At 73.4% G+C, this 25,964-nt stretch carries 23 protein-coding genes; 13 read left to right on the top strand and 10 right to left on the bottom strand.

Annotation, left to right across the window (positions count from 1 at the left end; all coding sequences use genetic code 11):
• Positions 1 to 8: 8 nt before the first annotated feature.
• Positions 9 to 650, bottom strand: coding sequence for a response regulator (locus ABME02_RS13875; RefSeq protein ID WP_353815940.1), 642 nt, complete (start codon positions 648 to 650; stop codon positions 9 to 11).
• Positions 647 to 2,365: a GAF domain-containing sensor histidine kinase gene (locus tag ABME02_RS13870; RefSeq protein WP_353815939.1), complete on the bottom strand. Its 1,719-nt coding sequence runs from the start codon at positions 2,363 to 2,365 to the stop codon at positions 647 to 649. Before ABME02_RS13870 ends, ABME02_RS13875 begins: the two co-directional genes overlap by 4 nt.
• A 107-nt stretch (positions 2,366 to 2,472) precedes the next feature.
• Here ABME02_RS13870 and ABME02_RS13865 point away from each other — a divergent pair, with 107 nt between their 5' ends.
• From ABME02_RS13865 to ABME02_RS13855, 3 genes are all read left to right on the top strand, one after another.
• The gene (locus tag ABME02_RS13865; protein WP_353815938.1) at positions 2,473 to 3,294 is read left to right on the top strand and encodes a universal stress protein; all 822 of its coding nucleotides are present in this window, start codon (positions 2,473 to 2,475) and stop codon (positions 3,292 to 3,294) included.
• Between the two features lie 119 nt (positions 3,295 to 3,413).
• Positions 3,414 to 3,983 (top strand): hypothetical protein, encoded by a 570-nt coding sequence (locus ABME02_RS13860; RefSeq protein ID WP_353815937.1) that lies wholly within the window; start codon positions 3,414 to 3,416, stop codon positions 3,981 to 3,983.
• 129 nt (positions 3,984 to 4,112) lie between these two features.
• A complete protein-coding gene (locus ABME02_RS13855; protein ID WP_353815936.1) occupies positions 4,113 to 5,075 on the top strand; it encodes a phosphodiesterase in 963 nt (320 codons plus the stop codon).
• Positions 5,076 to 5,094: 19 nt separating this feature from the next.
• Here ABME02_RS13855 and ABME02_RS13850 read toward each other — a convergent pair whose 3' ends face one another.
• The gene (locus ABME02_RS13850) at positions 5,095 to 6,699 is read right to left on the bottom strand and encodes a stealth family protein (RefSeq protein WP_353816014.1); all 1,605 of its coding nucleotides are present in this window, start codon (positions 6,697 to 6,699) and stop codon (positions 5,095 to 5,097) included.
• 314 nt (positions 6,700 to 7,013) lie between these two features.
• On the opposite strand from ABME02_RS13850, the gene ABME02_RS13845 reads away from it, so the two are divergent.
• A complete protein-coding gene (locus tag ABME02_RS13845; RefSeq protein WP_353815935.1) occupies positions 7,014 to 8,354 on the top strand; it encodes an aminotransferase class V-fold PLP-dependent enzyme in 1,341 nt (446 codons plus the stop codon).
• A gap of 54 nt (positions 8,355 to 8,408) precedes the next feature.
• On the top strand, positions 8,409 to 8,903 hold the full coding sequence (locus tag ABME02_RS13840) for an FBP domain-containing protein (protein WP_353815934.1): 495 nt from the start codon (positions 8,409 to 8,411) through the stop codon (positions 8,901 to 8,903).
• 37 nt (positions 8,904 to 8,940) lie between these two features.
• On the opposite strand, the gene ABME02_RS13835 is transcribed toward ABME02_RS13840, so the two are convergent.
• The 3 genes from ABME02_RS13835 to ABME02_RS13825 all read right to left on the bottom strand — a co-directional run bounded on the left by ABME02_RS13835 (position 8,941) and on the right by ABME02_RS13825 (position 11,607).
• Positions 8,941 to 9,708: an SGNH/GDSL hydrolase family protein gene (locus tag ABME02_RS13835; RefSeq protein ID WP_353815933.1), complete on the bottom strand. Its 768-nt coding sequence runs from the start codon at positions 9,706 to 9,708 to the stop codon at positions 8,941 to 8,943.
• Between the two features lie 77 nt (positions 9,709 to 9,785).
• A complete protein-coding gene (locus ABME02_RS13830; RefSeq protein ID WP_155050358.1) occupies positions 9,786 to 9,971 on the bottom strand; it encodes a DUF1918 domain-containing protein in 186 nt (61 codons plus the stop codon).
• An 82-nt stretch (positions 9,972 to 10,053) separates the two neighbouring features.
• A complete protein-coding gene (locus tag ABME02_RS13825) occupies positions 10,054 to 11,607 on the bottom strand; it encodes a PucR family transcriptional regulator (RefSeq protein ID WP_353815932.1) in 1,554 nt (517 codons plus the stop codon).
• Between the two features lie 130 nt (positions 11,608 to 11,737).
• Between ABME02_RS13825 and gabT the strand changes: the two genes are divergently transcribed.
• From gabT to ABME02_RS13795, 6 genes are all read left to right on the top strand, one after another.
• Entirely contained in the window at positions 11,738 to 13,096 is a 1,359-nt protein-coding gene (gabT, locus tag ABME02_RS13820; protein ID WP_353815931.1) for a 4-aminobutyrate--2-oxoglutarate transaminase, read from the top strand.
• A complete protein-coding gene (locus ABME02_RS13815) occupies positions 13,093 to 14,412 on the top strand; it encodes a Glu/Leu/Phe/Val family dehydrogenase (RefSeq protein WP_353815930.1) in 1,320 nt (439 codons plus the stop codon). Before gabT ends, ABME02_RS13815 begins: the two co-directional genes overlap by 4 nt.
• 43 nt (positions 14,413 to 14,455) lie before the next feature.
• Entirely contained in the window at positions 14,456 to 15,922 is a 1,467-nt protein-coding gene (locus ABME02_RS13810) for an NAD-dependent succinate-semialdehyde dehydrogenase (RefSeq protein WP_353815929.1), read from the top strand.
• Between the two features lie 117 nt (positions 15,923 to 16,039).
• Complete coding sequence (locus ABME02_RS13805; protein WP_436408274.1) at positions 16,040 to 17,416, top strand: flavin monoamine oxidase family protein; 1,377 nt, start codon at positions 16,040 to 16,042, stop codon at positions 17,414 to 17,416.
• Complete coding sequence (locus ABME02_RS13800) at positions 17,413 to 18,288, top strand: universal stress protein (protein ID WP_353815928.1); 876 nt, start codon at positions 17,413 to 17,415, stop codon at positions 18,286 to 18,288. The genes ABME02_RS13805 and ABME02_RS13800 overlap by 4 nt, the downstream gene beginning before the upstream one ends.
• Before the next feature lie 11 nt (positions 18,289 to 18,299).
• The gene (locus ABME02_RS13795) at positions 18,300 to 19,850 is read left to right on the top strand and encodes an APC family permease (protein ID WP_353815927.1); all 1,551 of its coding nucleotides are present in this window, start codon (positions 18,300 to 18,302) and stop codon (positions 19,848 to 19,850) included.
• Between the two features lie 138 nt (positions 19,851 to 19,988).
• Here the strand turns inward: ABME02_RS13795 and ABME02_RS13790 are convergent, their stop codons facing one another.
• The 4 genes from ABME02_RS13790 to ABME02_RS13775 all read right to left on the bottom strand — a co-directional run bounded on the left by ABME02_RS13790 (position 19,989) and on the right by ABME02_RS13775 (position 24,291).
• Positions 19,989 to 20,642, bottom strand: coding sequence for an SRPBCC family protein (locus ABME02_RS13790; RefSeq protein ID WP_353815926.1), 654 nt, complete (start codon positions 20,640 to 20,642; stop codon positions 19,989 to 19,991).
• A gap of 1 nt (position 20,643) precedes the next feature.
• Complete coding sequence (locus ABME02_RS13785) at positions 20,644 to 21,114, bottom strand: ArsR/SmtB family transcription factor (RefSeq protein ID WP_353815925.1); 471 nt, start codon at positions 21,112 to 21,114, stop codon at positions 20,644 to 20,646.
• Between the two features lie 193 nt (positions 21,115 to 21,307).
• A complete protein-coding gene (locus ABME02_RS13780; RefSeq protein ID WP_353815924.1) occupies positions 21,308 to 23,032 on the bottom strand; it encodes an amidohydrolase in 1,725 nt (574 codons plus the stop codon).
• Positions 23,029 to 24,291 (bottom strand): MFS transporter, encoded by a 1,263-nt coding sequence (locus ABME02_RS13775; RefSeq protein WP_353815923.1) that lies wholly within the window; start codon positions 24,289 to 24,291, stop codon positions 23,029 to 23,031. Before ABME02_RS13775 ends, ABME02_RS13780 begins: the two co-directional genes overlap by 4 nt.
• Positions 24,292 to 24,473: 182 nt before the next feature.
• On the opposite strand from ABME02_RS13775, the gene ABME02_RS13770 reads away from it, so the two are divergent.
• Both ABME02_RS13770 and ABME02_RS13765 read left to right on the top strand, forming a co-directional pair.
• A complete protein-coding gene (locus ABME02_RS13770; protein WP_353815922.1) occupies positions 24,474 to 25,091 on the top strand; it encodes a TetR/AcrR family transcriptional regulator in 618 nt (205 codons plus the stop codon).
• A gap of 101 nt (positions 25,092 to 25,192) precedes the next feature.
• Positions 25,193 to 25,777, top strand: coding sequence for a DUF937 domain-containing protein (locus ABME02_RS13765; protein ID WP_353815921.1), 585 nt, complete (start codon positions 25,193 to 25,195; stop codon positions 25,775 to 25,777).
• Positions 25,778 to 25,964: the final 187 nt, after the last annotated feature.

Raw genomic sequence — 25,964 nt, 5'->3', positions numbered from 1 at the left:
TCGGCCGGTCAGGCGTCGCCGTGCGCGCGCCGCTCCATCTGGTAGATCGCGGCCTGCGTGCGCCGCTCGAAGCCGAGCTTCGACAGCAGGCCCGACACGTAGTTCTTGACGGTCTTCTCCGCGAGGCCGAGCTCTTCGCCGATCTGGCGGTTCGTGAGGCCGTCGGCGATGAGCGCGAGCACCTGGCGCTCGCGGAGGTTCAGTGCGCTGAACCGCGGGTCGTCGTGCTCGGCGGCCTTCGCCTGCTGCGACACGCGTGCGGCGATCGACCGGTCGATGAGCGAACGGCCGGATGCCACCTTCCGCACGTCCTCGACGATGGTCGTGCCGCGCACGTTCTTCAGCACGTACCCGGCGGCGCCGGCGAGCACGGCCGACATCGCGGCCTGGTCGTCGTCGTACGCCGTCAGGATCAGGCACGCGAGCTCGGGATGGCGCGACCGCAGCTCCCGGCAGAGGTCGATGCCGTCGCCGTCGGGCAGCCGCATGTCGAGCACCGCGACGTCCGGCGACGTCGCCTCGATCCGGGCGAGGGCCTGCGCGACCGTGCCGGCCTCGCCCACGACCTCGAGGTCGGGCTCGCGGTCGAGGAGCTGCGCGACGCCGCGGCGGACGATCTCGTGGTCGTCGACGAGGAACACGCGGGTCATGTCGTCGGGTCTCCTTCCGTGGGGGTGAGGGGGGCCGTCCACCGGGCTCGGGTCCCGGCAGGGCTGCTGGCGAGGTCGAATGCGCCGCCGAGCCGCTCGGCGCGGACGCGGAGGTTCTCGAGGCCGCTTCGCCGAGCCGAGTCGCCCATGCCGCGTCCGTCGTCGGACACCTCGGCCGTCACGCGTCCCTCGGCGGCGACGACGGTGAGGGTGACTGATGCCGCGCCGGAGTGCTTCACCGCGTTCGACAGCAGTTCCCGGACCGACGCGGCGAGCTCGTCCGCGAGCGCGCCCCCGGAGAGCAGGTCGACCGGGCCGGCGAACGAGACGGCCACGGGCTGGGGGAGGTGCCGCGATGCGGAGCCGGCGAGGTCGAGCACGCGGTGGCGCAGCGTCGGCGCTCCGCCGTCCTGCGGCGTCAGGGCGAACACGATCGTGCGCACCTGGGCGATGGCCTCGTCGATCGCCTCGACGGCCGATCCGAGGCGATCGGCCACCGGGCCTGGTGAGTCCGCCGCCGCGGCCTCGAGGTCGAGCCCCGCGCCGTAGAGCTGCTGCACCACGTGGTCGTGGAGGTCTCGTGCGATGCGCGCGCGGTCCTCGAGCAGGAGACCGCGCTGCTGGGCCTCTCGTGCGGCGGCGAGCTCTCGTGCGAGCGAGACGCGGTCGGCGAGGTCCTCGGCGATGCGCATCTCCGCCGCCGTGAAGTGCGGGGCGCCCGGCCGGCGGGCGGCGGCGATCACCGCGCGCGGCGCACCGCCCGACCGCAGGGCGGCGAAGAGCACCGGCCCGCAGGACCCGTCGTGGTGCAGCGCCAGCGCGTCGGGCTGCTCGACGCGCCCGCCCGGAGTCGCGCGCGTCTCGCCGCCCTCGAGCACGACGGCGCCGAGGGTCCGTTCCGCGTCGATCACGCTGCCGGCGAGGCAGGCGTCGGCCTCCTCGCCTCGCACCTCGAGGACCCGGACCGACGTGCGATCGTCGCCCACGAGGATCGCGACGCGATCCGCGGCGCCGCGGTCGACCAGTTCGTCGGCGAGCAGGGCCGCCGACCCGTCGACCGACGAGTTCAGCAGGGCCGAGACGACCTGGGCTGACGCCGCTGCCCACGCCTCGCGCGTCCGGGCCTCGGCGTAGCGGCGGGCGTTGTCGATCGCGAGCCCGGCAGCGGTCGCGAGGGCGGAGATGAGCTCGACGTCCTCGTCGCTGAAGGCGCCGCCGCGCCGGTTCGTCAGGTAGAGGTTGCCGAACACCTCGTCCCTCACGCGCACGGGCACGCCGAGGAACGACCGCATCGGCGGATGCCCGGCGGGGAACCCGACCGATCGCGGATCGTCGGCGATGATGTCGAGCCGGATCGCATCGGGGTGGTCGATCAGCGCTCCGAGGAGGCCGCGCCCCTCGGGCAGGTGCCCGATCTGCTGCACGGCGTCGTCCGGCATGCCGACGTGGACGAACTCCTCCAGGCCGCCCTGCGGGGCGAGCACGCCGAGCGCGCCGTACTCGGCGTCGACGAGTTCGACGGCCGATGCGACGATGCTCCGCAGCACCTCGTCGAGCTCGATCTCGCCGATGACCGAACGCGTCGCGTTGAGGAGGGCGCGCAGCCGGCCCTGGGTGCGCATGACCTCGCCGGCGCGCTCGACGAGCTCGCTCAGGGCGCGGTCCAACTCGGCTCGCGGACCTTCTGGGAACGACAGCGGCGCGGGGTGCTGCATGCCACCTCCATCCGGGCGGATGGTGCGAATCTACCACTCGGCGTGTCGCGGTCGGGCGAGGGACCAAAGGCCCCGGTACGGGGGCCACCGGCGCGGATGCTGGTCCCATGACGATCGTGGTCGGCGCAGATGGGAGTGTCGCCAGCCGGGCCGCCGTCGAATGGGCGGCGACCCGAGCGCAGCGCACCGCTGATGCGCTGGTGCTGGTCACGGTCGTCGACGACGGGTGGGGCAGCCTCGGCGGGTCGGCGCTCGCCGAGCTCCGCGCGACCGCGGAGGATCGCGCGGAACGCGAGGTCGACGTGGCCCGACGGTCGGCGCCCGAGGTCGACGTCCGCGGTGTCGTCGAGGTCGGCAGCCCGATCCTGGCGCTCGCGGAGGCGTCCCGCGACGCAGATCTCGTCGTCGTGGGCACGCACAAGGTCGGGTACTTCCACGGCCGCGCGCTGGGCTCGCGCAGCCTGCAGCTGGCCGCGGTCGCCGCGTCGCCGAGCGCCGTCGTGCCGGTGACCTCGTGGCGCGGCCGGTCGGGCGTCGCCGTCGGGGTGTCCGAGGGGTCGGACAGCGACGACGCCGTGCGCTTCGCCGCCGAGGAGGCTGCGAGGCTCGGGGAGCCGCTCGTCCTCCTGCGGGCGGCGGACGGCGACGAGATGCACGAGCGGGCACTCGAGCGCGCCGTGGCGAGCGTCGCCGACCATGCGCCCGACGTGCAGATCGACGTCCGCAGCACGGGCGGCGACGCCGCCGAGGCGCTCATCGCGGTGTCCCGGCGGGCCGTGCTCACGGTCACCGGGCGACGCGCCGCGAGCCGCGGGTTCCTGCCGCTGGGCCGAACGAACTCCGACCTGCTGATGAACCTCGCGGGCCCGGTCGTCGTCGTGCCGCAGGTCGCCGTCGAGGCGTACCTCGTCGGCTGGGCGGTCGCCTGACCACTCGTCGGCGAGCGGATGGCGCATCCGCCCCGGCACGTCAAGACCCCCCGTTCGGGAGGCAGTCCCGCCCATCCGCAGGTATGCTGCTGCACTGCGACGGAACGACGGACGAGGCGATGGACGGCATGGAAGACCCCGGTGCGAGCCCGGGTGCGGGGCGGCGAGGCCGACACGCGGCCCCTCCGACCGTCTCGGCCGGGCCGCTGAGCCGGGCCGCCACGGCCGTCGGCGCCGCGATCGCGGCCGGGCTCGCGGCCGTCGCGGGCGCGGTCGCACGGTTCCGCGCCGGGCCGGTGCTCCCGTGGGTCTCCGCGCACCGCCTCCTCGTGCTCGTCATCGGCGCGCTCGTCGTCTCGGGCGCGGCGTTCACCGCGACGGCCGCCGTCATCGCCCAGCCTCCGGTCGCCGAGCAAGGAGACCCGGTCGACGACGGCTCCAGGCCCAGACCCGGTTCCGAGTTCGTGATGCCCAGCCCCGTGTCCGGGTCGCCGACGCCGACGACCGCGCCGCCGAGTGCGTCGGCGACGCCCGCCCCGACCGCTCCCGCCGACGAGCCGGCGATCGCCCCGGATCCGACGGCCGATCCGGAGCCCACGACCGTGCCGGAGGCGACCGAGGAGCCCACCGGCAACGGTCGGCCGGATCCGCCCGGTGCGAGCAACCGTCCCGACAAGAACAAGGACTGAGGGCCCGGATGCGGCCGCGCATCCGTCGCGTTCAGCCCCGTCACACTCCGTCGTCACCTGTCGTTCGGATCGGTGTGGTGCGCTAGCGTCGTCTCCACCCGGACGCACCCCGCAACGATCGGAGCCCACGTGAGCACCCGGCAGGCCGAGCACCCTCGGCCGTCGCACTTCCTCGTCCACGTCAGCGACACGCACCTGCTCGCAGGCGGCGGGCGGCTCTACGATCGCGTCGCGGCCGACCGGCACCTGCAGGAGCTCTTCGAGCAGTTCGAGGCGTCCGGTGGGCGGCCGGATGCCATCGTCTTCACCGGCGACCTCGCCGACCGCGGCGAGCCCGAGGCGTACGAGCTGATCCGGCGCATCGTCGACCCCGTCGCCGCACGCCTCGGCACGCGCGTGATCTGGGTCATGGGCAACCACGACGAGCGCGACGCGTTCCGCCGCGGCCTCCTCGGCGACGGCATCGGCGGGCAGCGGCCCGTCGACCGCGTCGACGACGTGGCCGGCCTCCGCGTGATCACGCTCGACTCGACCGTGCCGGGCCACCACCACGGCGAGGTGACGGGTGAGCAGCTCGACTGGCTGGCCGAGGAGCTCGCCATCCCGGCGCCGCACGGCACGATCCTCGCGATGCACCACCCGCCCGTGCCGAGCGTGCTCGACCTCGCGGTCTCCGTCGAGCTGCGCGACCAGGCCGCGCTCGCCGAGGTCGTCGCGGGCAGCGACATCCGCTCGATCATCGCCGGGCACCTGCACTACTCGTCGACCGCGACCTTCGCGGGCGTGCCGGTCTCGGTCGCGTCGGCGAGCTGCTACACGCAGGACCTCACGGTGCCCGCCGGCGGAACGCGGGGGTGGGACGGGGCGCGCGCCTTCAACCTCGTGCACGTCTACCCGACGACCGTGCTCCACTCGGTCGTCCCGCTCGGTGAGCACGCGCCGCTCGACTTCATCGACGCCGAGGAGTCGGCCCGTCGCCTCGCGGCCGACGGCATCGTGATCGCCGATGCCGCGGCGCCCGTGGCCGCCTCGTCCGACGCCGGGTCGGTGTCGTTCGCCGCCACGCCGTCGACGCTCGCGGTCCGGCCGTAGGCCGGCGCGCAGCCCCGGTTCAGGCCGTGAGGCTCGGCCGCTCGTCCGTCGCCGAGGTCCGGGCAGCGACATCCGCCTGCGGCTTCTCCCACGGCGCCGCGAACGGGAAGTAGCGCTCCAGGAAGTCGATGACGGCCTCGGTGCGCTCCTCGACGGAGATCTCGGGGAAGCTGCCGTCGTTCAGGCAGAACATGTCCATGTCGCGGCGCTTCAGCAGGCGCTTCATCGCGGGCAGGGCGCGCTGCAGCGTGGTCTCGATGTACTTCACCTTGGCGTCGGTCTGCACCACGGCGCGCCCGGTGAGGAGCGCGAAGTAGTGGTAGAGCGAATTGGTCACCGAGATGTCGGTCGCCGAGCGGAAGCGGCTCGCCGCGGTACGGCGGAACTCGTCGGGGAAGGTCGCCTCGAGCTCGGCCATGACGCTCCGGCGGAGCGGTGCCGCGCAGTGCTCGAGGTGGCGCGTCGTGACCTTGCCGAACCGCTCGTGGAGCAGGGCGCGGTTCACGCGCGCGGCGTTCTCGAAACCCGACCGGCTCGGGTCGGACTCGCCGAGGCCGATGCGCGTGCCCGCCTCCACGAACTTCGTCACGCCTCCCGGCGAGAAGAACAGGTCGGGGGAGAGGGGCCGCCCGAAGAACATGTCGTCGTTGGAATAGAGGAAGTGCTCGGCGATGCCGGGGATGCGGTGCAGCTGGCTCTCGACCGCGTGCGAGTTGTACGTCGGCAGCACCTCGGTGTCGGCGAACATGTCCTCGGCGCGCACGACCGTGACCTTCGGGTGCTTGGCGAGCCACGCCGGCGGCCGCGAGTCGGTGCAGATGAAGATGCGGCGCACCCACGGTGCGAAGAGGTAGACCGAGCGCAGTGCGTACTTCAGCTCGTCGATCTGCCGGTACCGGGCCTCGGAGTCGTCGCCCTCGCCGACGACGTAGGTCTGCATGCGGCGCGCACGCTCGCGCAGGAACTCGACGTCGGACCCGTCGACCCAGGAGAACACCATGTCGATCTCGAAGTCGACGTCGCTCGCGAGCGGCTGCCACATGTGCTCGAGCGTGCGCCAGTCGCGACCGTGCAGGTGCACCGTCTCCTCGACCGCCTCGCCGCGCGGGAGGGTGCGGCGCATCAGCGCGTTCTCGATCGGGGCCTCGATGACGTCGTCGCCGAAACGCCAGAACTCCAGCTGGACGGCGGACTCCGCGCCGTAGCGCAGGCGGCCGACCGGTTCGATGCGCGGTCGGTAGAGGCGCACCGCGAGCGGCTTGCGCGCCGATGAGAGCGAGCCGTCGGCGACGAGCACGTCGGGTGCGTCGTTCGCCTTCTCGGGGATGAGCGTCGCCGAGTAGAACGGCTCGTTCGCGAAGGCGCGCGCGAAGGAGCGGACCACGCGCTTGCGGTCGCGGCGGTCGACCGCGATCACGGGCCGTCCGCCGTCGCGGCGCACGAGCAGGTAGTCGACGCGGGCGGCGTCGAGTGCGGATGCCACGGCGAGGAGGTCCTCGACCATCGACTCGTGCGGGGTCGCGTGCCCGTTCCGCAGCGCGAACTGGCCGCGGCGCACCACGAGGTCGTCGCGGTCGAAGCGCGCGTGCTCGGCGTCGGGCTCGACCAGGACCAGCTCGGGCACCCCGCTGAGCTGCAGTCCGCGATCGTCGGGCACGCGCCGGTGGAAGGCGTCGCCCTCGATCGGGGGGCGGTCGTCGCGGGGCTGGTCGGACTCGTTCGTCGTCACGTCGTGGGGTGCTCCGGTTCGGGGTGGGCGGATGGCGCGAGCGCGCCGGATGGGTCAATCGTACGGCCGCCGCGGAAACGTGCTCGTGGCGCTTGACAGCGGGGCCGTGTTGCGCCGCGTGTCGCGTCGTGACGCACGGTGACGAGGAGCCGTTGAGGCGGCGCGTCGGGCTTCCGTAGCCTCGACGGACCCGCCAGCCAGGAGGCGTCATGACCAGCACCGCGACCACCGTGCCCGCCGCTCAGGGCGCGCTCGACGACGCCCGCGCCTCGCGCGTCGCGCCCGGCCCGCTCGCCGAGCTCGTCGACGCCGGGCTCGAGGTGCCGGTGCTCGGCGGTGGGCGGGTCCGCCACGTCAACCTCGACGTCGCGGCATCCGCCCCCGCTCTCGCCGCGGTCGCGGCGCACGTCGCCGCCGTGCTGCCCTACTACGCGAGCGTGCACCGCGGCACGGGCTACGCGTCGCAGGCGTCGACGGCCCTGCTCGAGGACGCACGCGTGAGCGTCGCGCGGCACGCCGGCGCTCGGCTCGACGACCTCGTGATCCTCACGCGCAACACCACGGACGCGCTGAACCTGCTCGCCGGCGCCGTGCCCGGTGACACCGTGGTGCTCGACATCGAGCACCACGCCAACCTGCTGCCGTGGGAGCGCCGCGGGCGACGCGTCGTCGTCGCCCGCCCGACGTTCGCCGCGACCCTCGACGCGCTCGCGGCGGAGCTCGCCCGCACACCCGCGGCACTGCTGTCGGCCACGGGCGCCTCGAACCTCACGGGCGAGGTGCTGCCGCTCGACGCGCTCGCCGAGCTCGCGCACGCGCACGGCGCTCGACTCGCGGTGGACGCCGCGCAACTGCTGCCGCACCGACGTGTCGACCTCGCGGCATCCGGCATCGACTACCTCGCGTTCTCGGGGCACAAGGCGTACGCGCCGTTCGGGGCCGGGGCGCTCGTGGGCCGAGCCGACTGGCTCGACGCGGCTCCTGCGCACCTCGCCGGCGGCGGCGCGGTCGAGGCGGTGTCGGTCGCGTCCGCGGACTGGAAGACCGGGGCCGAGCGACACGAGGGGGGCACGCCGAACGTCGTCGGTGCCGCCGCGCTCGCGCGGGCCCTCGCCGAACTCGAGCGGCTCGGCGACGACGCCCGACGCGCGCACGAGGACGCCCTCGCCGCCCGGCTGCACGACGGCCTCGCGGCCCAGCCGGGCATCCGCGTGCTGCGCGGCTTCGGCGACCTCGACGACCGGCTCGGGATCGCGACCATCGAGCTCGAGCGCGGATCGGTCGGGCTCGTCGCCGCCGCGCTCGCCGCGGAGCACGGCATCTCGGTGCGGGCCGGTCGCTTCTGCGCGCACCCGTTCTTCGATCGCCTCGCGACCCGCGCCAACGGCCTGCGGGTCAGCCTCGGTGCCGGGTCGTCGGCCGACGACGTCGACCGCTTCCTCGACGCGCTCGCGGGCCTGGTCGCCCACGGCCCGGCGGCCGCCTACGACCGGACCCCCGCTGGGTGGTGCCCGCGGACCGACGACCGTCCGCGCCCGAGCTTCGGCTGAGGTCCGGCACCCCGGCCGACGCGCCTACACTGGTTCGGGTCGAAGGGGGGTCGGATGCGTCCGCTCAGCGAAGACGAACTCCGGTCGTCGTTCGTGAACGCGACCGATCGGGAGCTCGAGGAGCTCGAGCTGCCGCTGGAGTACCTGCTGGTCGACTGGGAGCACGTCGATGCGCTCGCCTGGCGCGACCGCAAGGCAGGCCGACGCGGCTACCTGGTCACGCTCATCGACGACGAGCCCGTCGGCATCGTCCTCCGGGCGGCCGATCCGCCGGCGTCGCGCTTCCGCGCCGGCATGTGCAACCTCTGCCACACGCAGCAGCCCGCGAACCAGGTCACCATGTTCTCCGCGCGTCGCGCCGGAGAGGCCGGCCGGAACGGGAGCACCGTCGGCACGTACGTGTGCAGCGACCTGTCGTGCCAGGAGAACGTGCGCCTGCATGCGCCGCTCGCGCCCGCCGAGGTGCGCAGCGGGGCCCACGCGTGGGCGCGCATCGACGGCCTCGCCCGCCGGACTCGCGCGTTCGTGGAGGGCGTGCTCGCCGACTGACCGGTGCCCCGCCGCAGCCGACCGACCCCCGCATGCGTCAGGCGTCGAGTGCGACGGGCTCGAGCGCGGGCCGCTTGGCGGTGCGGCCGTCGCCGGATGAACGGCCGGTGAGCCGGCGGCCGATCCACGGCAGCACGTACTCGCGGTAGTACGTCGCGGTGTTGCGGCTCTTCCTCCCCGCCGGCGCGGCGGCGACCTCGGCGACGCCCCATTCCTCGGGCACCGGCACGCCGAGCGCGGTGAGCACGTTCGAGGCGACCTTCGCGTGCCCGAGCGAGTTGAGGTGCAGCTTGTCGGCCGACCAGTAGCGGATGTCGCGGAGCGACCGGTCGCCGAAGTTGTCGACGAACGTCACGCCGTCGAGCTGCGCCAGGTCCTGCAGCGCGACCGTGAGGCGCGAGCCGCGCGCGTCGAACACGCGCCCGAGCGGCAGGTGGTCGGTCGGGTTCGCTCCGCTCAGCATGAGCACGTGGATCCCGGCCTCGCGGATGCGGTGGATCGCCAGCCGGAACCGGTCGGCGACGACCTCCTCCGGCATGCGCGGGCGCAGCATGTCGTTGCCGCCGCCGTTGAAGCTGATGACCTCGGGCCCGAGCGCGATCGCCGCCTCGAGCTGCTCATCGATGATCGGGCCGAGCTTGCGGCCCCGGATCGCGAGGTTGGCGTAGCGCACCGGCTCCGGCGCGGCGGCCTTCGCGAGGCCGAGGGCGACGAAGTCGGCCCAGCCGCGGGAGACGCCGTCGGGCAGCTCGTCTCCGACGCCCTCGGTGAAGCTGTCGCCGATCGCCGCGTACGAGTGGAACATGCCCTCCACGCTATCGCGAGGCATCCGTCGCGACGGACGCAGGCCGGGCGGACACCGCCGGGCGCCGCCGCAGCGCCTCAGTGGGCGTGTTCGAGTTCGCAGTCGGCGCCCGGATAGAGCAGCGCCTCGTGTCCGTCGTCGAATCGCACGAGGTACGGCGGGCCGCCGTCGGAGCCGCGCACCTCGAGGACCTCGCCGTGCTTCTCGGCGCTGCCCACCTGCTTGCCGTGGATGACCAGCCGATCACCGACCGTCGCCTGCATCGCGAACCTCCTCGTCCTCCCGTCAGGGTACGCCGACGCGTGCGGGGCCGGTAGGGCCTCGCGGGCTCGCCGCGCGCCGTCGTCAGTCGGTCGCGAGCAGTGCCGCCCAGAGGTCGGCGCGCGCGTGGAAGCCGGAGAGGTCGCGGCCGAGGAGCTTCTCGGCGAGCGCGATCCGGCTGCGCACGGTGTGGCGGTGCACGCCCAGCTCCTGCGCGGTCGCGTCGAACTGGCCGCCGTGCTCGAGCCAGGTGCGCGTGGTCTCCAGCAGCGTCGTGCCCTGCTCGCGGTCGTACTCGATGAGGGGCTCGAGCGTCGCCCGGGCGACTGCGCGCGCGTCGGTGCGCGCGAGGAAGGCGAGCACCCCCTGCCGGCTGATGTCGTCGAACCACACGACGCCCGGTGCGGTCTCGCGGGCTCGGTCCACGGCGCGAAGCGCCTGCTCGTGCAGGCGCGCGAGCTCTGAGACGGATGCCGCGTCCGAGACGCCCACGGGAACGTCGAACTCGTTCGCGACCTCGTCGGCGACCTCGCGGTCGGCGTCCTCGCAGACGATGACGACCGATTCGCCGTCGCGGCCGAAGAAGAGGCGGCCGCTGCGGTCGTCGACCTGGAGCTCGAGGAACTCCGCCAGGCGGTCGGCGTGCTCGGGGGGCAGGTCGGCCACGGCGACGCGCACGGGATCGGCCGGCAGCGGGCCCCACATCTCCGCCGAGACCTCGGCCGCCAGCTCGACGTCGCCCGCGAGCATCGAGCGCAGCAGGCCCGAACGCAGGTGTCCCCGCGCGCGGTCGAGGTCGCGGTTCTGCTCGAGCGCCAGCCCGGCGAGCGCGATGACCGCGGTCACGACCTCGCGGCCGGCCTGGTCGAGTTCGGGGGAGTCGCCGATGGCGAGCACGCCGCGGAGCGCGCCGCCGGCGCCGAGCGTCTGCAGGGTCATCCGCTGCGTGCTGCCCACCGAGGCGCCCGCCTCGAGCGTGCGGCTCGCGCGCTGGCCGCGGCGGAGCATCGAGCGCGCCTCGCCGACGACCTCGCCGAGTGCGGGCTGGCCGAGTCCGCCGACGGGGGCCTCGCGGTCGAGGGCGCCCGCGGCATCCACGAGCCCGACCCAGGTGCCGAGCCGATTGCTCAGCTCGCTGAGCGTCGCACCGAGGCCGTCGGGGCGGAGCGCGGCGAGCGAGATGGCGCGCTGCGCCTGCAGCGCCCAGGCCTGGCGCGCGTTCGCGTCGGCCGCGTTGAGCTCGGCGATCGTGCGTGCGACGCGGATGAACGGCGTGCGGTAGGGGACCTCGAACAACGGAACGCCGTGCTTCGCGCACGCCTCGACGAGCAGGGCGGGCGTGCCGTCGCGGACGACCTCGGTGCCGAACCCCAGCGCCGAGATGCCGGCGCCCGCGAGGCGGGCGACGTACGCGTCGAAGCCGGCGGGGTCGTCGCTGCCCGAGTCGGCGCCGAACTGCGTGCCGGTCGTGAGGAGAACCTGCCCGGGCTCGATGAACGGGGCCGGGTCCTCGAGGTCGGAGTTGTGCACCCACGGGACGGGCGCGTCGAGTGCGGTGGCCGGCAGCGCCGACTCGTCGGTCAGCAGGCTGAGCGCGAGGTCGTCACGGCCCAGCAGGGTGCGCACGGTGGGCTTCACGGAACCTCCTCGATGTACGCCGCGTCGAGCATCGTGGGTTCGAGTGTACATCGGGGAGGGGGTGGCATCCGTTTCGGGCTGCCTACCATTGCCCGACATCGCCACCGTCGTCACCGCATCGGAGCACCCCATGACCATCGTCGAACCCACGGCCACCACCGTCGGCGGCCCCGCCCTCCCGCAGGAGCGCCGCCTCGTCACCAGCATCCCGGGCCCGCGCTCGCAGGAGCTCATCGCCCGCAAGGCGCAGGCCGTCGCGAAGGGCGTCGGGCACACCATCCCCGTCTCGGTCGTCGCGGCCGGGGGCGGCGTCATCGTGGACGCCGACGGCAACTCGATCATCGACCTCGGCTCGGGAATCGCCGTGACCGGCGTCGGGAATTCGAACCCGCGTGTCGTCGACGCGGTGAAGGCCCAGCTCGACGCGTTCACGCACACCTGCTTCACCGTCGCGCCGTACGAGGGCTACGTCGCCGTCGCCGAGAAGCTCAACGAGCTCACCCCCGGCGACCACGAGAAGCGCACCGCGCTGTTCAACTCGGGCGCCGAGGCCGTCGAGAACGCCATCAAGGTCGCACGCCACCACACGAAGAAGATGGCCGTCGTCGCCTTCGACCACGCCTACCACGGCCGCACCAACCTCACCATGGGGCTCACGGCGAAGAACATCCCGTACAAGAACGGCTTCGGCCCGTTCGCGCCCGAGGTGTACCGCGCCCCGCTCAGCTACCCCTTCCGCGACGGCGGCCTGTCGGGCGCCGAGGCCGCGGCCCGCGCCATCACGCAGATCGAGAAGCAGATCGGCGCCGAGAACCTCGCCGCGATCATCATCGAGCCGATCCAGGGCGAGGGCGGCTTCATCGTGCCCGCCCCCGGCTTCCTGTCAGCGCTCGTCGAGTGGGCGAACGCGAACGACGTCGTCTTCATCGCCGACGAGGTGCAGACCGGCTTCGCCCGCACCGGCGCCTGGTTCGCGAGCGAGCACGAGGGCATCGTGCCCGACGTCATCGTCACCGCGAAGGGCATCGCCGGCGGCCTGCCGCTCTCGGCCGTCACCGGCCGCGCCGAGATCATGGACTCCGCCATGGCCGGCGGCCTCGGCGGCACCTACGCCGGCAGCCCCATCGCCTGCGCCGCGGCGCTCGCCGCGATCGAGTCCTACGAGGAGGACGGCCTCATCGAGCGCGCCAAGCAGATCGGCTCGGTGCTCATCGGCCGCCTGAACGCGCTCCGCACCGCCGACCCGCGCATCGGCGACGTCCGCGGCCGCGGCGCCATGGTCGCCGTCGAGCTCGTCGACCCCGTCACCGGCGCGCCCGATGCGGCGCTCACGGCGAAGGTCGCCGCGCACGCCCACGCCAACGGCGTGCTCGTGCTCACGTGCGGCACCTACGGCAACGTGATCCGCTTCCTCCCGCCGCTCACCATCTCGGACGACCTGCTCGTCGAGGGCCTCGAGGTCGTCGCGGAAGGACTGCGCAGCGCATGAACCCCGTGACGGCGACGACGGCGTCGCCCGTGATCCTCGCGGACGCGGCATCCGTGCCCGCGATCGCCGACGCCGAGCCCACCCCGCTCGTCGACGCCCGCGCCCAGCTGGCCGAGGCGATCGAGCTGCTCGGCTACGGCGACGGCCTCCACCGCATGCTCGCGACCCCGCGGCGCGAGCTGGCGGTCGCGGTGCCGCTGCGCCGCGACTCGGGCGAGACCGAGGTGTACCTCGGCTACCGGGTGCAGCACAACTTCTCCCGCGGCCCGGCCAAGGGCGGCCTCCGCTACGCGCCGAACGTGAACCTCGACGAGGTCCGCGCGCTCGCGATGTGGATGACCTGGAAGTGCGCCCTGCTCGACGTGCCCTACGGCGGCGCGAAGGGCGGCATCGCGATCGATCCGCGCGACCACTCGGTCGGCGAGCTCGAGCGCGTCACACGCCGGTACACCAGCGAGATCCTGCCGATCATCGGGCCGGAGCGCGACATCCCCGCCCCCGACATCGGCACCGACGAGCGCACCATGGCCTGGATGATGGACACCTACTCGGTGAACTCCGGGTACACGGTGCCCGGCATCGTCACCGGCAAGCCGATCTCGCTCGGCGGATCGCTCGGGCGTGCGTCGGCCACGAGCCGCGGCGTGACGCACATCGCGCTCGCGGCGCTGCGACACGCCGGCATCGAGCCCGGTCGCGCGACCGCGGCCGTGCAGGGCTTCGGCAAGGTCGGCGCGGACGCCGCGCGCTTCCTCGCCGAGGCGGGCGTGACCGTCACCGCGATCAGCGACCAGTACGGCGCCGTGCGCAACGACGCCGGGCTCGACGTCGAGGCGCTCTCGGACCACGTGCGCGCGACCGGCTCCGTCGTCGGGTTCGCCGGCGGCGACGCGCTCGACCGCGACGCCGTGCTGACCGAGGACGTCGACCTGCTGGTGCCGGCTGCCGTCGAGGGCGTGCTGCACGGCGGCAACGCCGCGGACGTGCTCGCCACGGTCGTCGTCGAGGGCGCGAACGGCCCCACCACGCCCGCCGCCGACGCCATCCTCCGGGAGCGCGGCGTGCTGGTCGTCCCCGACATCCTCGCCAACGCGGGCGGTGTCATCGTCTCGTACTTCGAGTGGGTCCAGGCCAACCAGGCGTACTGGTGGCGGGTCGACGAAGTCGAGAGCAGACTTGAGGAGCGGATGCTGAACGCCTGGCGTCATGTCCTCGGCTACGCCGAGGCCCGCGACCTCTCGCTCCGCACCGCCGCCACGGCACTGGCCGTCGAGCGTGTCGCCGAGGCGCACCGCCTCCGCGGCCTCTACCCGTGATCGCGCGCCACCAGCGCACACCGAACGAAACGGACATCCGAGCATGACCACTGCAACGCAGGAATCCGCACTCCTCGACCAGGTCGCCGACGGCCTCTTCATCGGCGGCGAGTGGGTCGCCGCCGAGGGCGGGAAGACCTTCGAGGTCCGCGACCCGTCCACCGGCGCCGTGATCAAGACCATCGCCGACGCGTCGGCCGCCGACGGCATCCGCGCGCTCGACGCGGCCGTCGACGCGCAGGCGTCGTGGGCCGCGACGGCGCCGCGCGAGCGCGGCGAGATCCTCCGCCGCGCCTTCGACACGCTCATGGAGCGGGCCGACGACTTCGCGCTCCTCATGACGCTCGAGATGGGCAAGCCGCTCGCCGAGGCGCGCGGCGAGGTCAAGTACGGCGGCGAGTTCCTCCGCTGGTTCAGCGAGGAGGCCGTGCGCATCACCGGTCGCTACGGCTGGAACCCCGAGGGCACCGGTCGCATCGTGGTCGCCCAGCGCCCCGTCGGACCGTCGTACTTCATCACGCCGTGGAACTTCCCGCTCGCGATGGCGACCCGCAAGATCGCCCCGGCGCTCGCCGCGGGCTGCACCGTGGTCGTCAAGCCCGCCGCCCTCACGCCGCTCACGACCATCGCGTTCGTGCAGCTGCTCGAGGAGGTCGGGCTGCCGAAGGGCGTCGTGAACGTCGTCACCACGACGAGCTCGTCGAAGGTCTCGGCCCCGATCATCGCCGACCCGCGCCTGCGCAAGCTCTCGTTCACGGGTTCGACCGAGGTCGGCCGCAAGCTCATCGAGCAGTCGGCGCAGGGGATCCTCCGCACCTCGATGGAGCTCGGCGGCAACGCCCCGTTCGTCGTGTTCGAGGACGCCGACCTGGAGAAGGCGGTCGAGGGCGCGATGGTCGCGAAGTTCCGCAACATCGGCCAGGCGTGCACGGCGGCGAACCGCTTCATCGTGCACGAGTCGGTGGCCTCGGAGTTCGCCAGGCGCGTGACCGAGCGCGTCCAGGCGATGCGCGTCGGCCGCGGCACCGAGGACGACGTGCACATCGGACCGCTGATCGACGACGACGCGGTCGCGTCGACGCACGAGCTGGTGACGGACGCCGTGGCCAAGGGCGCGACGGTCCTCGCCGGGGGTGCGCCGATCGACGGCGCGGGCTCGTTCTACGCGCCGACCGTGCTCCACGACGTCGCGGACGACGCCCGACTCCTCCGCGAGGAGATCTTCGGGCCGGTCCTCGGCATCACCACGTTCGCCGACGAGGACGAGGCCGTGCGCCTCGCCAACTCGACGGAGTACGGCCTCATCTCCTACGTGTTCACGCAGGACCTCGCCCGCGGTCACCGCATGATCGACCGCCTCGACACCGGCATGATGGGCCTCAACACGGGCCTCGTCTCGAACGCGGCCGCCCCCTTCGGCGGCGTCAAGCAGTCGGGCATCGGCCGCGAGGGCGGCTTCGAGGGCATCCACGAGTTCCTCGACACGAAGTACACCCTGATCCCGGCCTGATCGCCGGCGACGGATGCCGCGGCTCGCGCCGCACGCGCGCCGCGAGCCGCGGCATCCGCCCCACTCTTCGCTCCGTTCCGGAGCGTCAGCTTCACACGCACAGAAAGCACTCCCACCATGCAACGCATCGACACCGACGTCGTCATCGTCGGCGCAGGCGCCTCCGGCCTCACGGCCGCGACCGAGCTCGTGAAGGCCGGGCGCGACGTCGTCGTGCTCGAGGCCCGCGACCGCGTCGGCGGCCGCCTCTGGACCGGCGACGTCGACGGCGCCATGCTCGAGATCGGCGGCCAGTGGGTCTCGCCCGACCAGGACGCGCTCATCGAGACGCTCGACGAGCTCGGGCTCGAGACGTACGAGCGCTACCGCGAGGGCAGGAACGTCTACATCGCCGAGGACGGCGAGCGCCGCCTCTTCGATGGCGAGATCTTCCCGGTGCCCGCGCAGACCGAGGGCGAGATCGTCGGCCTGATCGAGAAGCTCGACCAGCTCGTCGCCGAGATCGACCCCGAGGCGCCGTGGGCCCACCCGCGGGCCAAGGAGCTCGACGAGATCTCGTTCGCCGAGTGGCTCGGCACCCAGACCGACGACGAGGAGGCGAAGCTCAACATCGGCATGTTCATCGCCGGTGCCATGCTCACCAAGCCGACCCACGCGTTCTCGGCGCTGCAGGCGCTGCTCATGGCGGCATCCGCGGGGTCGTTCTCGAACCTCGTCGACGCCGACTTCATCCTCGACAAGCGCGTCGTGGGCGGCCTCCAGCAGGTCCCGCTGCTCCTGGCCGAGCGCCTCGGCGACCGCGTGAGGCTCGGGCAGCCGGTGCGCACCATCCGGTGGAACCCGGAGGCGCCCGAGGCGGGCGTCACGGTGATCAGCGACTCGCTCGAGGTGCACGCGAAGCAGGTCGTGCTCGCGCTCGCGCCCATCCTGTACGACCGCATCTCGTACGAGCCGCCGCTGCCCCGCCTGCAGCACCAGATGCACCAGCACGTCTCGATGGGGTTCGTCATCAAGGTCCACGCCGTCTACGAGACGCCGTTCTGGCGCGAGCAGGGCCTGTCGGGCACGGCGTTCAGCCCGTACGAGCTCTCGCACGAGGCGTACGACAACACCAACCACGGCGACACGCGCGGCACGCTCGTCGGGTTCGTCTCCGACGAGGCCGCCGACGAGGTCTTCCGTCTGAGTGCCGAGGAGCGCAAGGAGCGCATCCTCGAGTCGCTGTCGCACTACTACGGCGAGCAGGCCAAGCACCCGGTCGTCTACTACGAGTCCGACTGGGGCTCGGAGGAGTGGACCCGCGGCGCGTACGCCGCGAGCTTCGACATGGGCGGCCTCGCACGCTACGGCGCCGACCTCCGCACGCCCGTCGGCCCGATCCGCTTCGCGTGCTCCGACATGGCCGGCAAGGGCTACCAGCACGTCGACGGCGCCATCCGCATGGGCCGGCTCGTCGCGTCGCAGGCGCTCGAGGCCCTCGAGGTGCGCGCGTGACCGGCACCAGCATCCTGGTCGGCTACACCGCGAACGCCGCGGGCGCCGACGCGCTCGCGGTCGCGAGCCGCCTCGCGGCCGCGGCCGACGCGCCGCTCGAGGTCGTCATGGTCCTGCCGTCCGAGGTCGGCAACTCGAGCGTCCCGGCGGATGCCGGCTACGAGCGGTACCTGCGCGCGCAGTCGCGCGAGTGGCTCGAGGCGGCGTCGACGCACCTGGGGGCGGATGTCGCGTCGAAGCTGCACCTCCGCTACGCCGAGTCGTTCGCCGAGGGCCTCATCGACGCCGCCCACGAGTTCGACGCGCGCCTCATCGTGATCGGCACCGCGCGCGGCGGCCTCCTCGGCCGGTCGCGCATCGGCTCGGTCGCGAACGAGCTGCTGCACTCCTCCGACGTGCCGGTGCTCCTCGCGCCGTCGGGCTCGCGCGAGCTGGCCGCCTCGCAGGGCATCACGCGCATCACGGCGGCGGTCGGCACGCGCCCGGGAGCCGACGCGCTCCTCGAGTCGGCCATCCGCCTCGCGCGGGCGACGCAGGCGCCGCTGCGCCTGCTCTCGCTCGTGCCCATCGACCTTCCCGCCGGCCTCGACGCCGACCTCGCCGCGCTCACGAGCTCGGTGCACGCCGAGGAGGTGCTCGACGAGGCCCGCCAGGCGTTGCCCGAGGGCATCGAGGCGACCGTCGAGACCGCAGCGGGCGAGACCATCGAGGACGCCGTGCGCGCCCTCGACTGGCACCCGGGCGAGCTCGTGCTCGTCGGCTCGAGCCGCCTCGCGGCGCCGCGCCACCTGTTCCTGGGGTCGACCGCGGCGAAGATGCTGCGTGAGCTCCCGGCGCCCATGATCGTGGTGCCCCGCACCACCCGCTCCTGAAAGACGCTGCAATGTCGCAACACTCCTCCACTTCCGCTCCGCTCACCGAGGCGACCCGCGCGGTCGACTCGGCCGAGCACGGCATCACCAAGAAGGGCCTGTCGGCCGGTTCGGTCGGCCTGATCGGCGCCATCGTCATCGGCATCTCGTGCATCGCGCCGGCCTACACGCTGACCGCGGCGCTCGGGCCGACGGTGTCCGAGGTCGGCACCCAGGTTCCGGCGATCATCCTGCTCGGGTTCATCCCGATGCTGCTCGTCGCGTTCGGCTACCGCGAGCTGAACCGCCGGATGCCCGACTCGGGCACCTCGTTCACGTGGGCGACGCGGGCCTTCGGCCCGTGGATCGGGTGGATGGCCGGCTGGGGCCTCGTCGCGGCGACGATCCTCGTGCTCTCGAACCTGGCGGGCATCGCGGTCGACTTCCTGTTCCTCGCGATCTCGCAGATCGTCGGGAACCCCGACATCGCGGACATCGCGGCGAACCCGTTCGTGAACGTGGCGGTGTGCCTGCTGTTCATGCTCGGCGCGACGATGATCTCGTACCGCGACATGCGCACCACGCAGAAGCTGCAGTACTGGCTCGTCGGGTTCCAGGTGCTCGTGCTCGTCGTGTTCTCGGTCGCCGCCCTCGTCGAGGTCGCGAACGGCAACGCGTTCGACGCGACGCCGATCGAGCTCAGCTGGTTCAACCCGTTCGCGGTGAGCGACTTCAGCGCGCTCGCGGCGGGCCTGTCGCTGTCGATCTTCATCTTCTGGGGCTGGGACGTCACTCTCACGATGAACGAGGAGACGAAGGGCGCCGAGAAGACCCCGGGTCGCGCCGCGACCCTGTCGGTGCTCATCATCGTCTCGCTCTACCTGCTCATCTCCGTCTCGCTCATCTCGTTCGCGGGGGTCGGCGAGGGCGAGTACGGTCTCGGCAACCCCGAGATCCAGGACAACGTGTTCTTCGCACTGGCGGGCCCGGTGCTCGGCCCTCTCGCGATCCTCGTGTCGCTCGCGGTACTCACGAGCTCGGCGTCGAGCCTGCAGTCGACCTTCGTGTCGCCCGCGCGCACGCTTCTCGCGATGGGGCACTACGGCGCGCTGCCGGAGAAGTTCGCACAGGTCAGCCCGCGCTTCTTCACGCCCGGGTACGCGACGATCGTCTCCGCGGTCGTGGCCTCGGTCTTCTACGCGGTCATGCGGTTCGTGAGCGAGAACGTCCTGTGGGACACGATCACGGCGCTCGGCATGATGATCTGCTTCTACTACGGCATCACGGCGTTCGCCGCGGTGTGGTTCTTCCGGAGGACGTGGTTCCGCTCGGTTCGCGAGTTCTTCTTCACGCTGCTGTTCCCGCTGGTGGGCGGTGTCATCCTGTCGGTGTTGTTCGTGACGACGCTCGTCGACAGCATGGACCCCGACTACGGCAGCGGGTCGAACATCGGCGGGGTGGGCCTCGTGTTCATCCTCGGCATGGTCGTGCTGCTCACGGGCGTCGTGATCATGGTCTGGCAGGCGGTCAAGCGCCCGGCGTTCTTCCGCGGCGAGGTGCTCTCGCGGGCATCCGCCGACTGAGCCCGTGCGGGGCCGGCGTCTCCTCACCGTGCCGGCCCCGCGCGTGAACGCGAACCGCCCCGCCGGCGACACCCGGCGGGGCGGTTCGGCGTCGCGGGGCCCCGCGCACGCTCGGGCGGGCGCGCCGGCCCGCTCCCGCTACTCGCCCGTCGGGGCGGGCGCGGCGCCCGTGTACATCCCGTACACGAGGTCGGCCGCGGCCGCCGCGGTCGTCGGATCGGAGCCGGCCGCGACATCCGCCTCGGCCCACCGGTCGGCGCTGAGCCGCATGAACGCCATGCCCTCGTCGGTCTGCAGCCACGCCTCGGAGTCGTCGGGCCGGATCTCGCGCGTGGTGAAGTGCAGTGCGAGGCCGAGCAGGGCGCCGTCCCAGCCGATGCCGGTGGGGGAGGGGCCCATCTGCTCCCACATCTCGTCGGTCACGTCGGCGGCGCGTGCGACGTGCTCGAGCTCGAAGCGCGTGTGCTCGGCATCGACCTCGGTGAGCCGGGCGGTGATCCACGTCGTGCCGCCGCCGTACTCCCAGGTCGCGGTGAACGAGTTCGGCGCGTCGCACTCGGTGACGGTGCCGCCGGCGTTGCCCTCGAACTGGTACCGGCCGCCGAGGCGCAGGTCGCCGCTGATGGGCAGGAACCAGCGGGGGATGCGCTCGGCCGTCGTGAGGGCGTCCCACACGTCGTCGATCGGGGAGGGGTAGGTCTGGGCGAGCCTCTGCACGCGCATGCGCTCGCCGTCGCGCTCCTCGGTGACGGCGCCGCGGTCGACCGCGCCGATCTGGGCTCGGATGTCCATGTCAGTGCTCCTGCTCGGGGGATTGCGCCTCGGTCGTCTCGGGACGGCTCGGGCGCTCGGTCGTAGGCGGGCCGGGACGTGCCGGCGTTCCGGGTCGGTCCGGCGGGCCGGGCGGCGAGGGTGCGCCCGGGTCGGCGGATGCCGCGAGCCGGCGCTGCCGGCGCCCGCGCGCGAGCTCGGTGCCGAGGGCGTCGAGGCGCGGCGTCCAGAACCGCTCGAACGGCGTGAACCACTGCGCGGCCTCGGCGAGCGGCTCGGGATCGAGCGCGTAGAGGCGACGCGTGCCCTCGGCGCGCACGGACGCGAACCCGGACTCCCGCAGCACGCGCAGGTGCTGCGAGACCCCGGGCTGGCTGATGCCGAACTCGGCCTGCACGATGCGCCCGACGTCGCCCGCGGCCAGCTCGCCGTCGGCGAGCAGCTCGAGGATCCGGCGTCGGACCGGGTCTCCGAGGATGTCGAGCGCGTGCACGGACGCCATTATTCGCTCACTGCTTATATAAGTCAAGCGTGAATGAAATGCAGGACGTCCCGCCCGATGGGCGCGGCATCGGGCGGGACATCCTGCGAATGCGTGCGCCGGGCGGGCGCCGAGGACCGGGCGGCGCCGAGGGCGCGGGCGCGCCGGCCCTGCGCCGCGGCGCCGCGGCGCAGGGCGTGACGCGTCAGGCGACGGCGCGCTCCGCGCCGTCCGTCACCTCGGCGAGGCGCGACCCGGCCTCGTACGCGGTGGCCCCCGCGACGACCGTGCGGATGACGCGGGCCTCGAGCAGCGCGTCGTCCCCGAGCTCGAAGGGGTCGCGGTCGATCACGGCGAAGTCCGCCGCGAGCCCCGGGGCGAGCCGTCCGCGAACGTCCTCCTCGCGGCACGAGTACGCGGCGTCGCGCGTCGCGTGGCGCACCGCATCCGCCAGGGGTACCGCGTACTCCGGATGGTTCGCAGGGAACGCGTCGTCGAGGGCCGACCGCCGGGTCGCGGCGACGTAGAGGTTGGGCAGCGCCTCGTGCGGCGCCGTCGGCGCGTCGGTCGAGAACGCCAGGACGGCCCCCGCGTCGGTGATCTCGGTCCATGGGAATCCGCGGTCGGCCCGCTCGTCGCCGAGCATCGCGGCCCAGTTCGCCCAGATCGCCGGGTCGGCGTGCACGGGCTGCATCGACGCGACGACGCCGAGGTGCGCGAGCCGCGCGACATCCGCCCGGTCGACGTACTCCAGGTGCTCGATGCGGTGCCTGCGTTCGCGTTCGCCGTTGACGGCGTGCGCGTGTTCGAGCGCGTCGAGCGCGATGCCGCTCGCCGCGTCGCCGATCGCGTGCATCGCGACCTGCAGGCCCGCGGCGTCCGCGGCGGCGACCACGGGCTCGAGGGCGTCCGCCGGCCAGATCGGCTCGGCGTTCGAGCCGTCGACGTACGGATGCCGCATCGCGGCCGTGCACGCGTCGATGACGCCGTCGAGCACGAGCTTGATGCCCGCGATCCGGAGCCAGGGCGTGTCGACCTCCGCGGCGAGCGCGACCGCGCGCTCGACCTGGGCGAGGTTCTGCGCCTCGTCGCCCGTGTTCGCGACGAACCAGTGCGCCACGACGCGGATCGGCAGCGTGCCGCCGCGCCGCTCCGCCGCCCGCCGGAACGCGGCGAGCCCGAGCTCGTCGAACGCCATGTCGACGACACCCGTGACGCCCGCCGCGAGGTACGCGGCGATCGTCCGCTCGACGGCGGCATCGCGATCGGCGTCGGTCGCCTGCTCGGCGAGGTGCTCCCAGGCGTACTGCTGCGCCGCGGTCTCGTAGAGCATGCCGTCGGGTTCGCCGGCAGCGTCGCGGCCGATGCGGCCGCCGATCGGGTCGGGGGTGTCGCGCGTGATGCCGAGCTCGGCGAGCGCCGCCTCGTTCACCCAGCACGAGTGGTAGTCGTTCGCGTCGAGGTAGACGGGCACGTCGGGCAGCACCTCGTCGAGCATCGTGGCCGTGGGCGCGCCGCCCGGCACCGAGTCGAACAGCCATCCGCGGCCGAGCACGCGCGGCGCGTCGGGTGCCGCGGCGTGCGCCGCGACGAGCCGCGCCCGGATCTCGTCGAGCGAGCGCGCGTCGGTCAGGCCGACCCGGCCGAGCGCCTCGCCCATCATGACGAGGTGCGTGTGCGCGTCGACGACGCCGGGCAGCACGAGCCGCCCGTCGAGGTCGACGACGTCGACGTCGGACGTCTCGCCCGCGCCGGGCGCATCGGGCGCAGCGGCGGAGGCCCCGACGGCGGAGGCCGCGGCGGCGGCCCGCACCTCGTCCTCCGTCCCGACGGCGAGGATCGTCCCGCCGTCGACGGCGATCGCCTCGGCCCACTCGACCTCGCCGGCGGTGAACACGCGGGCGTTCACGTACACGGTGCGGCGGCTCATGCTCGGACCTCCCGCGCGTCGGCGGCGTCGGCGGACGCCGGGCGCGCGGCCGCGGCATCCGTCGCCGCCTCGGCGGCCTGCGCCTCGCGCGAGAAGCGTGCGACGAGGACCACCGGGGTGATGAGCGCGAAGCTCGCGACACCCAGCACGATGCCGAAGCCCGCGAACCCGAACGCCTCGACGAGCGCGGCGCCGATGACGGGCGTCAGCGCCGAGCCGACGAGGTAGACCGCGAGCAGCGGACCCGACCAGCGGCCGTCGGCGTCGAGCGCCGCGGCGGTCGCCACGAAGTAGAGGAACGCGATCGCGTAGATCGTGTTCCACACGATGAACACGACGATGAACGCGGTCGGGTCGGTCACGGTGGCCTCGATCATCTTCAGGACGCCGCCCGCGGCGAGCAGGATCGCGAGCGGCAGCGCCCGCCCGAAGCGGTCGCCGACGACCGTGATGAGGATGGCCCCGAGGATGCCGCCCGCGGTGGCGCCGCTCAGCGCCAGGCCGAGGCCCTCGGGGGTGAGTGCGGCCTGCTCGGCGCCGATGACGCCGGCCATCGCCCAGAGCGAGTCCTCGCTCACGGCCCAGAGGGCGAAGCACACGAGCAGGGCGAGCCCGGCGATCGTCACGCGTCGCGAGCCGATCGAGCGTCCGGTGCCGGATGCCGCGACCGCGTCGTTCGCGACGGGCGCGAGGATCGGCGCCGCCGGCAGCCAGGCCGTGGTGGCGAGCATGCCGAGCGAGAACACGGCGAGCACGCCGAACACGCTCGCGGGTGCGAGGCCGATCATCGGCACGATCGCGAGGATCACGGTGATCACGGCGCGGTTCGCGAGGCCGTTGACGCCGGCGACCCGTTCCGGGTTGATGAAGGCGGCGAGGGCGGCGCCCGAGGAGGCGACCGCGCCACCCGCGCCGATGCCGCCGGCGATGAGTCCGGCGACGACGGCGGCGGGCGCCGGGACGAACGCGGCGATGCCGAAGCCGGCGGCGGCGACCGCGAGCCCGATCCGGGCGACCGCGAGTCGCTGCGGGCCGGCGCACAGCCGGGCGACGACGAGGCCGGTGATCGCGGTGGCGAGGAGCGTCGCGGTGACGATCCAGCTGGCGGTGAGGACGTCGGCGCCGAGGGCGGCCTGGAGCGCGGCGATCATGTACGGCGAGAGGTTCACGCCGAGGTAGCCGGCGATGCCGATGCCGAAGGTCGCGACGGCGCCCGGCAGGCGGAGCGGCACGCGCGCGGTGGGAGTGTGGTCGGTCACGGGAGTCTCCTGTCGGGGAGTGCACGTCGTTGTGCGGGGGGAGGATTCGCGGTCCGCCGGGTGTGGCATCCGCTTAAACGAATGGTGTTCGTTTATTATTCACCCCGACCCGCCCATTGGGAAGGGGTGATTCGGAATCCGTTCCGACGCAGCCCTAGGCTGGGCGCGACGAGGAGGTGCGCATGCCGAGGCCGAAGGTCCCGCTGCTGTCCGCCGACCGCATCGCCGACGCGGCGCTCGAACTCGTCGACTCGGGGCAGCCGTTCGGCGTCAACGCCCTCGCCCGCGCGCTCGGTGTCACGCCCTCCTCGCTCTACAACCACGTGCGCGGTCGCGACGAGATCATCGAGCTCATCCGCGGCCGCCTCGCGGCGCAGTACCTGCCCGGGCTGCCCGAGGGCGCCTGGGACGAGATCGTCGCGGCGACGATGCGCGCCGAACGGCGCATGTACGCCGAGCACCCCAACGCCATCCCGCTCATCGTGGGAAAGACGATCACCGACGCGCTCGTCATCGCGAGCTACGACAACCTCGCCACCGGCCTGCTCGACGCCGGGTTCCCCGAGGACGAGGTGCTCACTGTCGTCGCGATCCTGGACTCGTTCGCGCTCGGATTCGGCCTCGACCTCGCCTCGCCCGACGACATCTGGCAGCCGCAGGGACCCACCCGGACCCTCGGGCGGCTGCTCGCCGGCGCCGAGCGCGGCGCCGCACGGTCCGACCGCGCGTTCGAGGAGGGACTCGAGCTGCTGCTCGACGCGCTGCGGCTCCGTCTCTCGCGGCTCCGCGAGGCCGACTGACCCGCGTGGCGCGGCACTCGGGCGGGGTTCCGCGCGCCGTCGGCGACGGCTAGCGTGAACGAGGGCGCCCGGGGGAGGGCGCACAGGCGGAAGGACGGCCCGTGGCCTCGTACGACGACATCATCGCCAACATCCCGATCGCCGACCTCGCATCACGCCTCGGCGTCGACGAGGCCACCGCGCGGGCGGCGGTCGACCAGGCCCTGCCGGCGCTGCTGGGGGGCATGGGCGCGAATGCGCAGGATGCCGCGGGCGCGGCCTCGCTCGAACGCGCCGTGCAGCACCATCCGCCGCAGCTGTTCGACGGCGGCGTGGACCTCGACGACGTCGACGAGGACGACGGCGACCGGATCGTGCACAACGTCTTCGGCGCGAACACCGACCAGGTGGTGCAGAAGCTCGGGTCCGCGGAGGGAAAGGCCGAGCCGGGGCTCATCCAGAAGCTGCTGCCGATCCTCGCGCCGATCGTGCTGAGCTTCCTCGCCGGCCAGTTCGCCAAGCGCCAGCAGGGAACGTCGTCGGATGCCCCGACGGGTGGGGGCGGCGGCATCGGCGACCTGCTCGGCGGCCTGCTCGGCGGCGCCGCCGCCGGATCGGGGGCGTCGGGCGGATCGGCCGGCGGTCTCGGCGGTCTCGGCGGGCTCGGCGACCTGCTCGGCGGGCTCCTCGGCGGCGGCAAGCGCTGACGCCCGCGCCGGCGCCTGTCGGGCGCAGCCCGCTCGCTGCGCTCGGGTGCGCCCGACGAGTGGATGCCGAATGCACCGGAGCGGCCGACGGGCGGTGCATTCGGCATCCACTCGGTGCACGCAGGGCGGGGACGCGGAAGCCGAGGCGCAGGCGAGGCCCCGCGAGGCGTGCTGCGTAGACTGGCAC

This window comes from Agromyces zhanjiangensis (genome assembly GCF_040496055.1).
GTDB lineage: Bacteria > Actinomycetota > Actinomycetes > Actinomycetales > Microbacteriaceae > Agromyces > Agromyces zhanjiangensis.
Note: the sequence above shows the minus strand (reverse complement) of the source record. Positions and strands in the feature narration are given on the sequence as shown.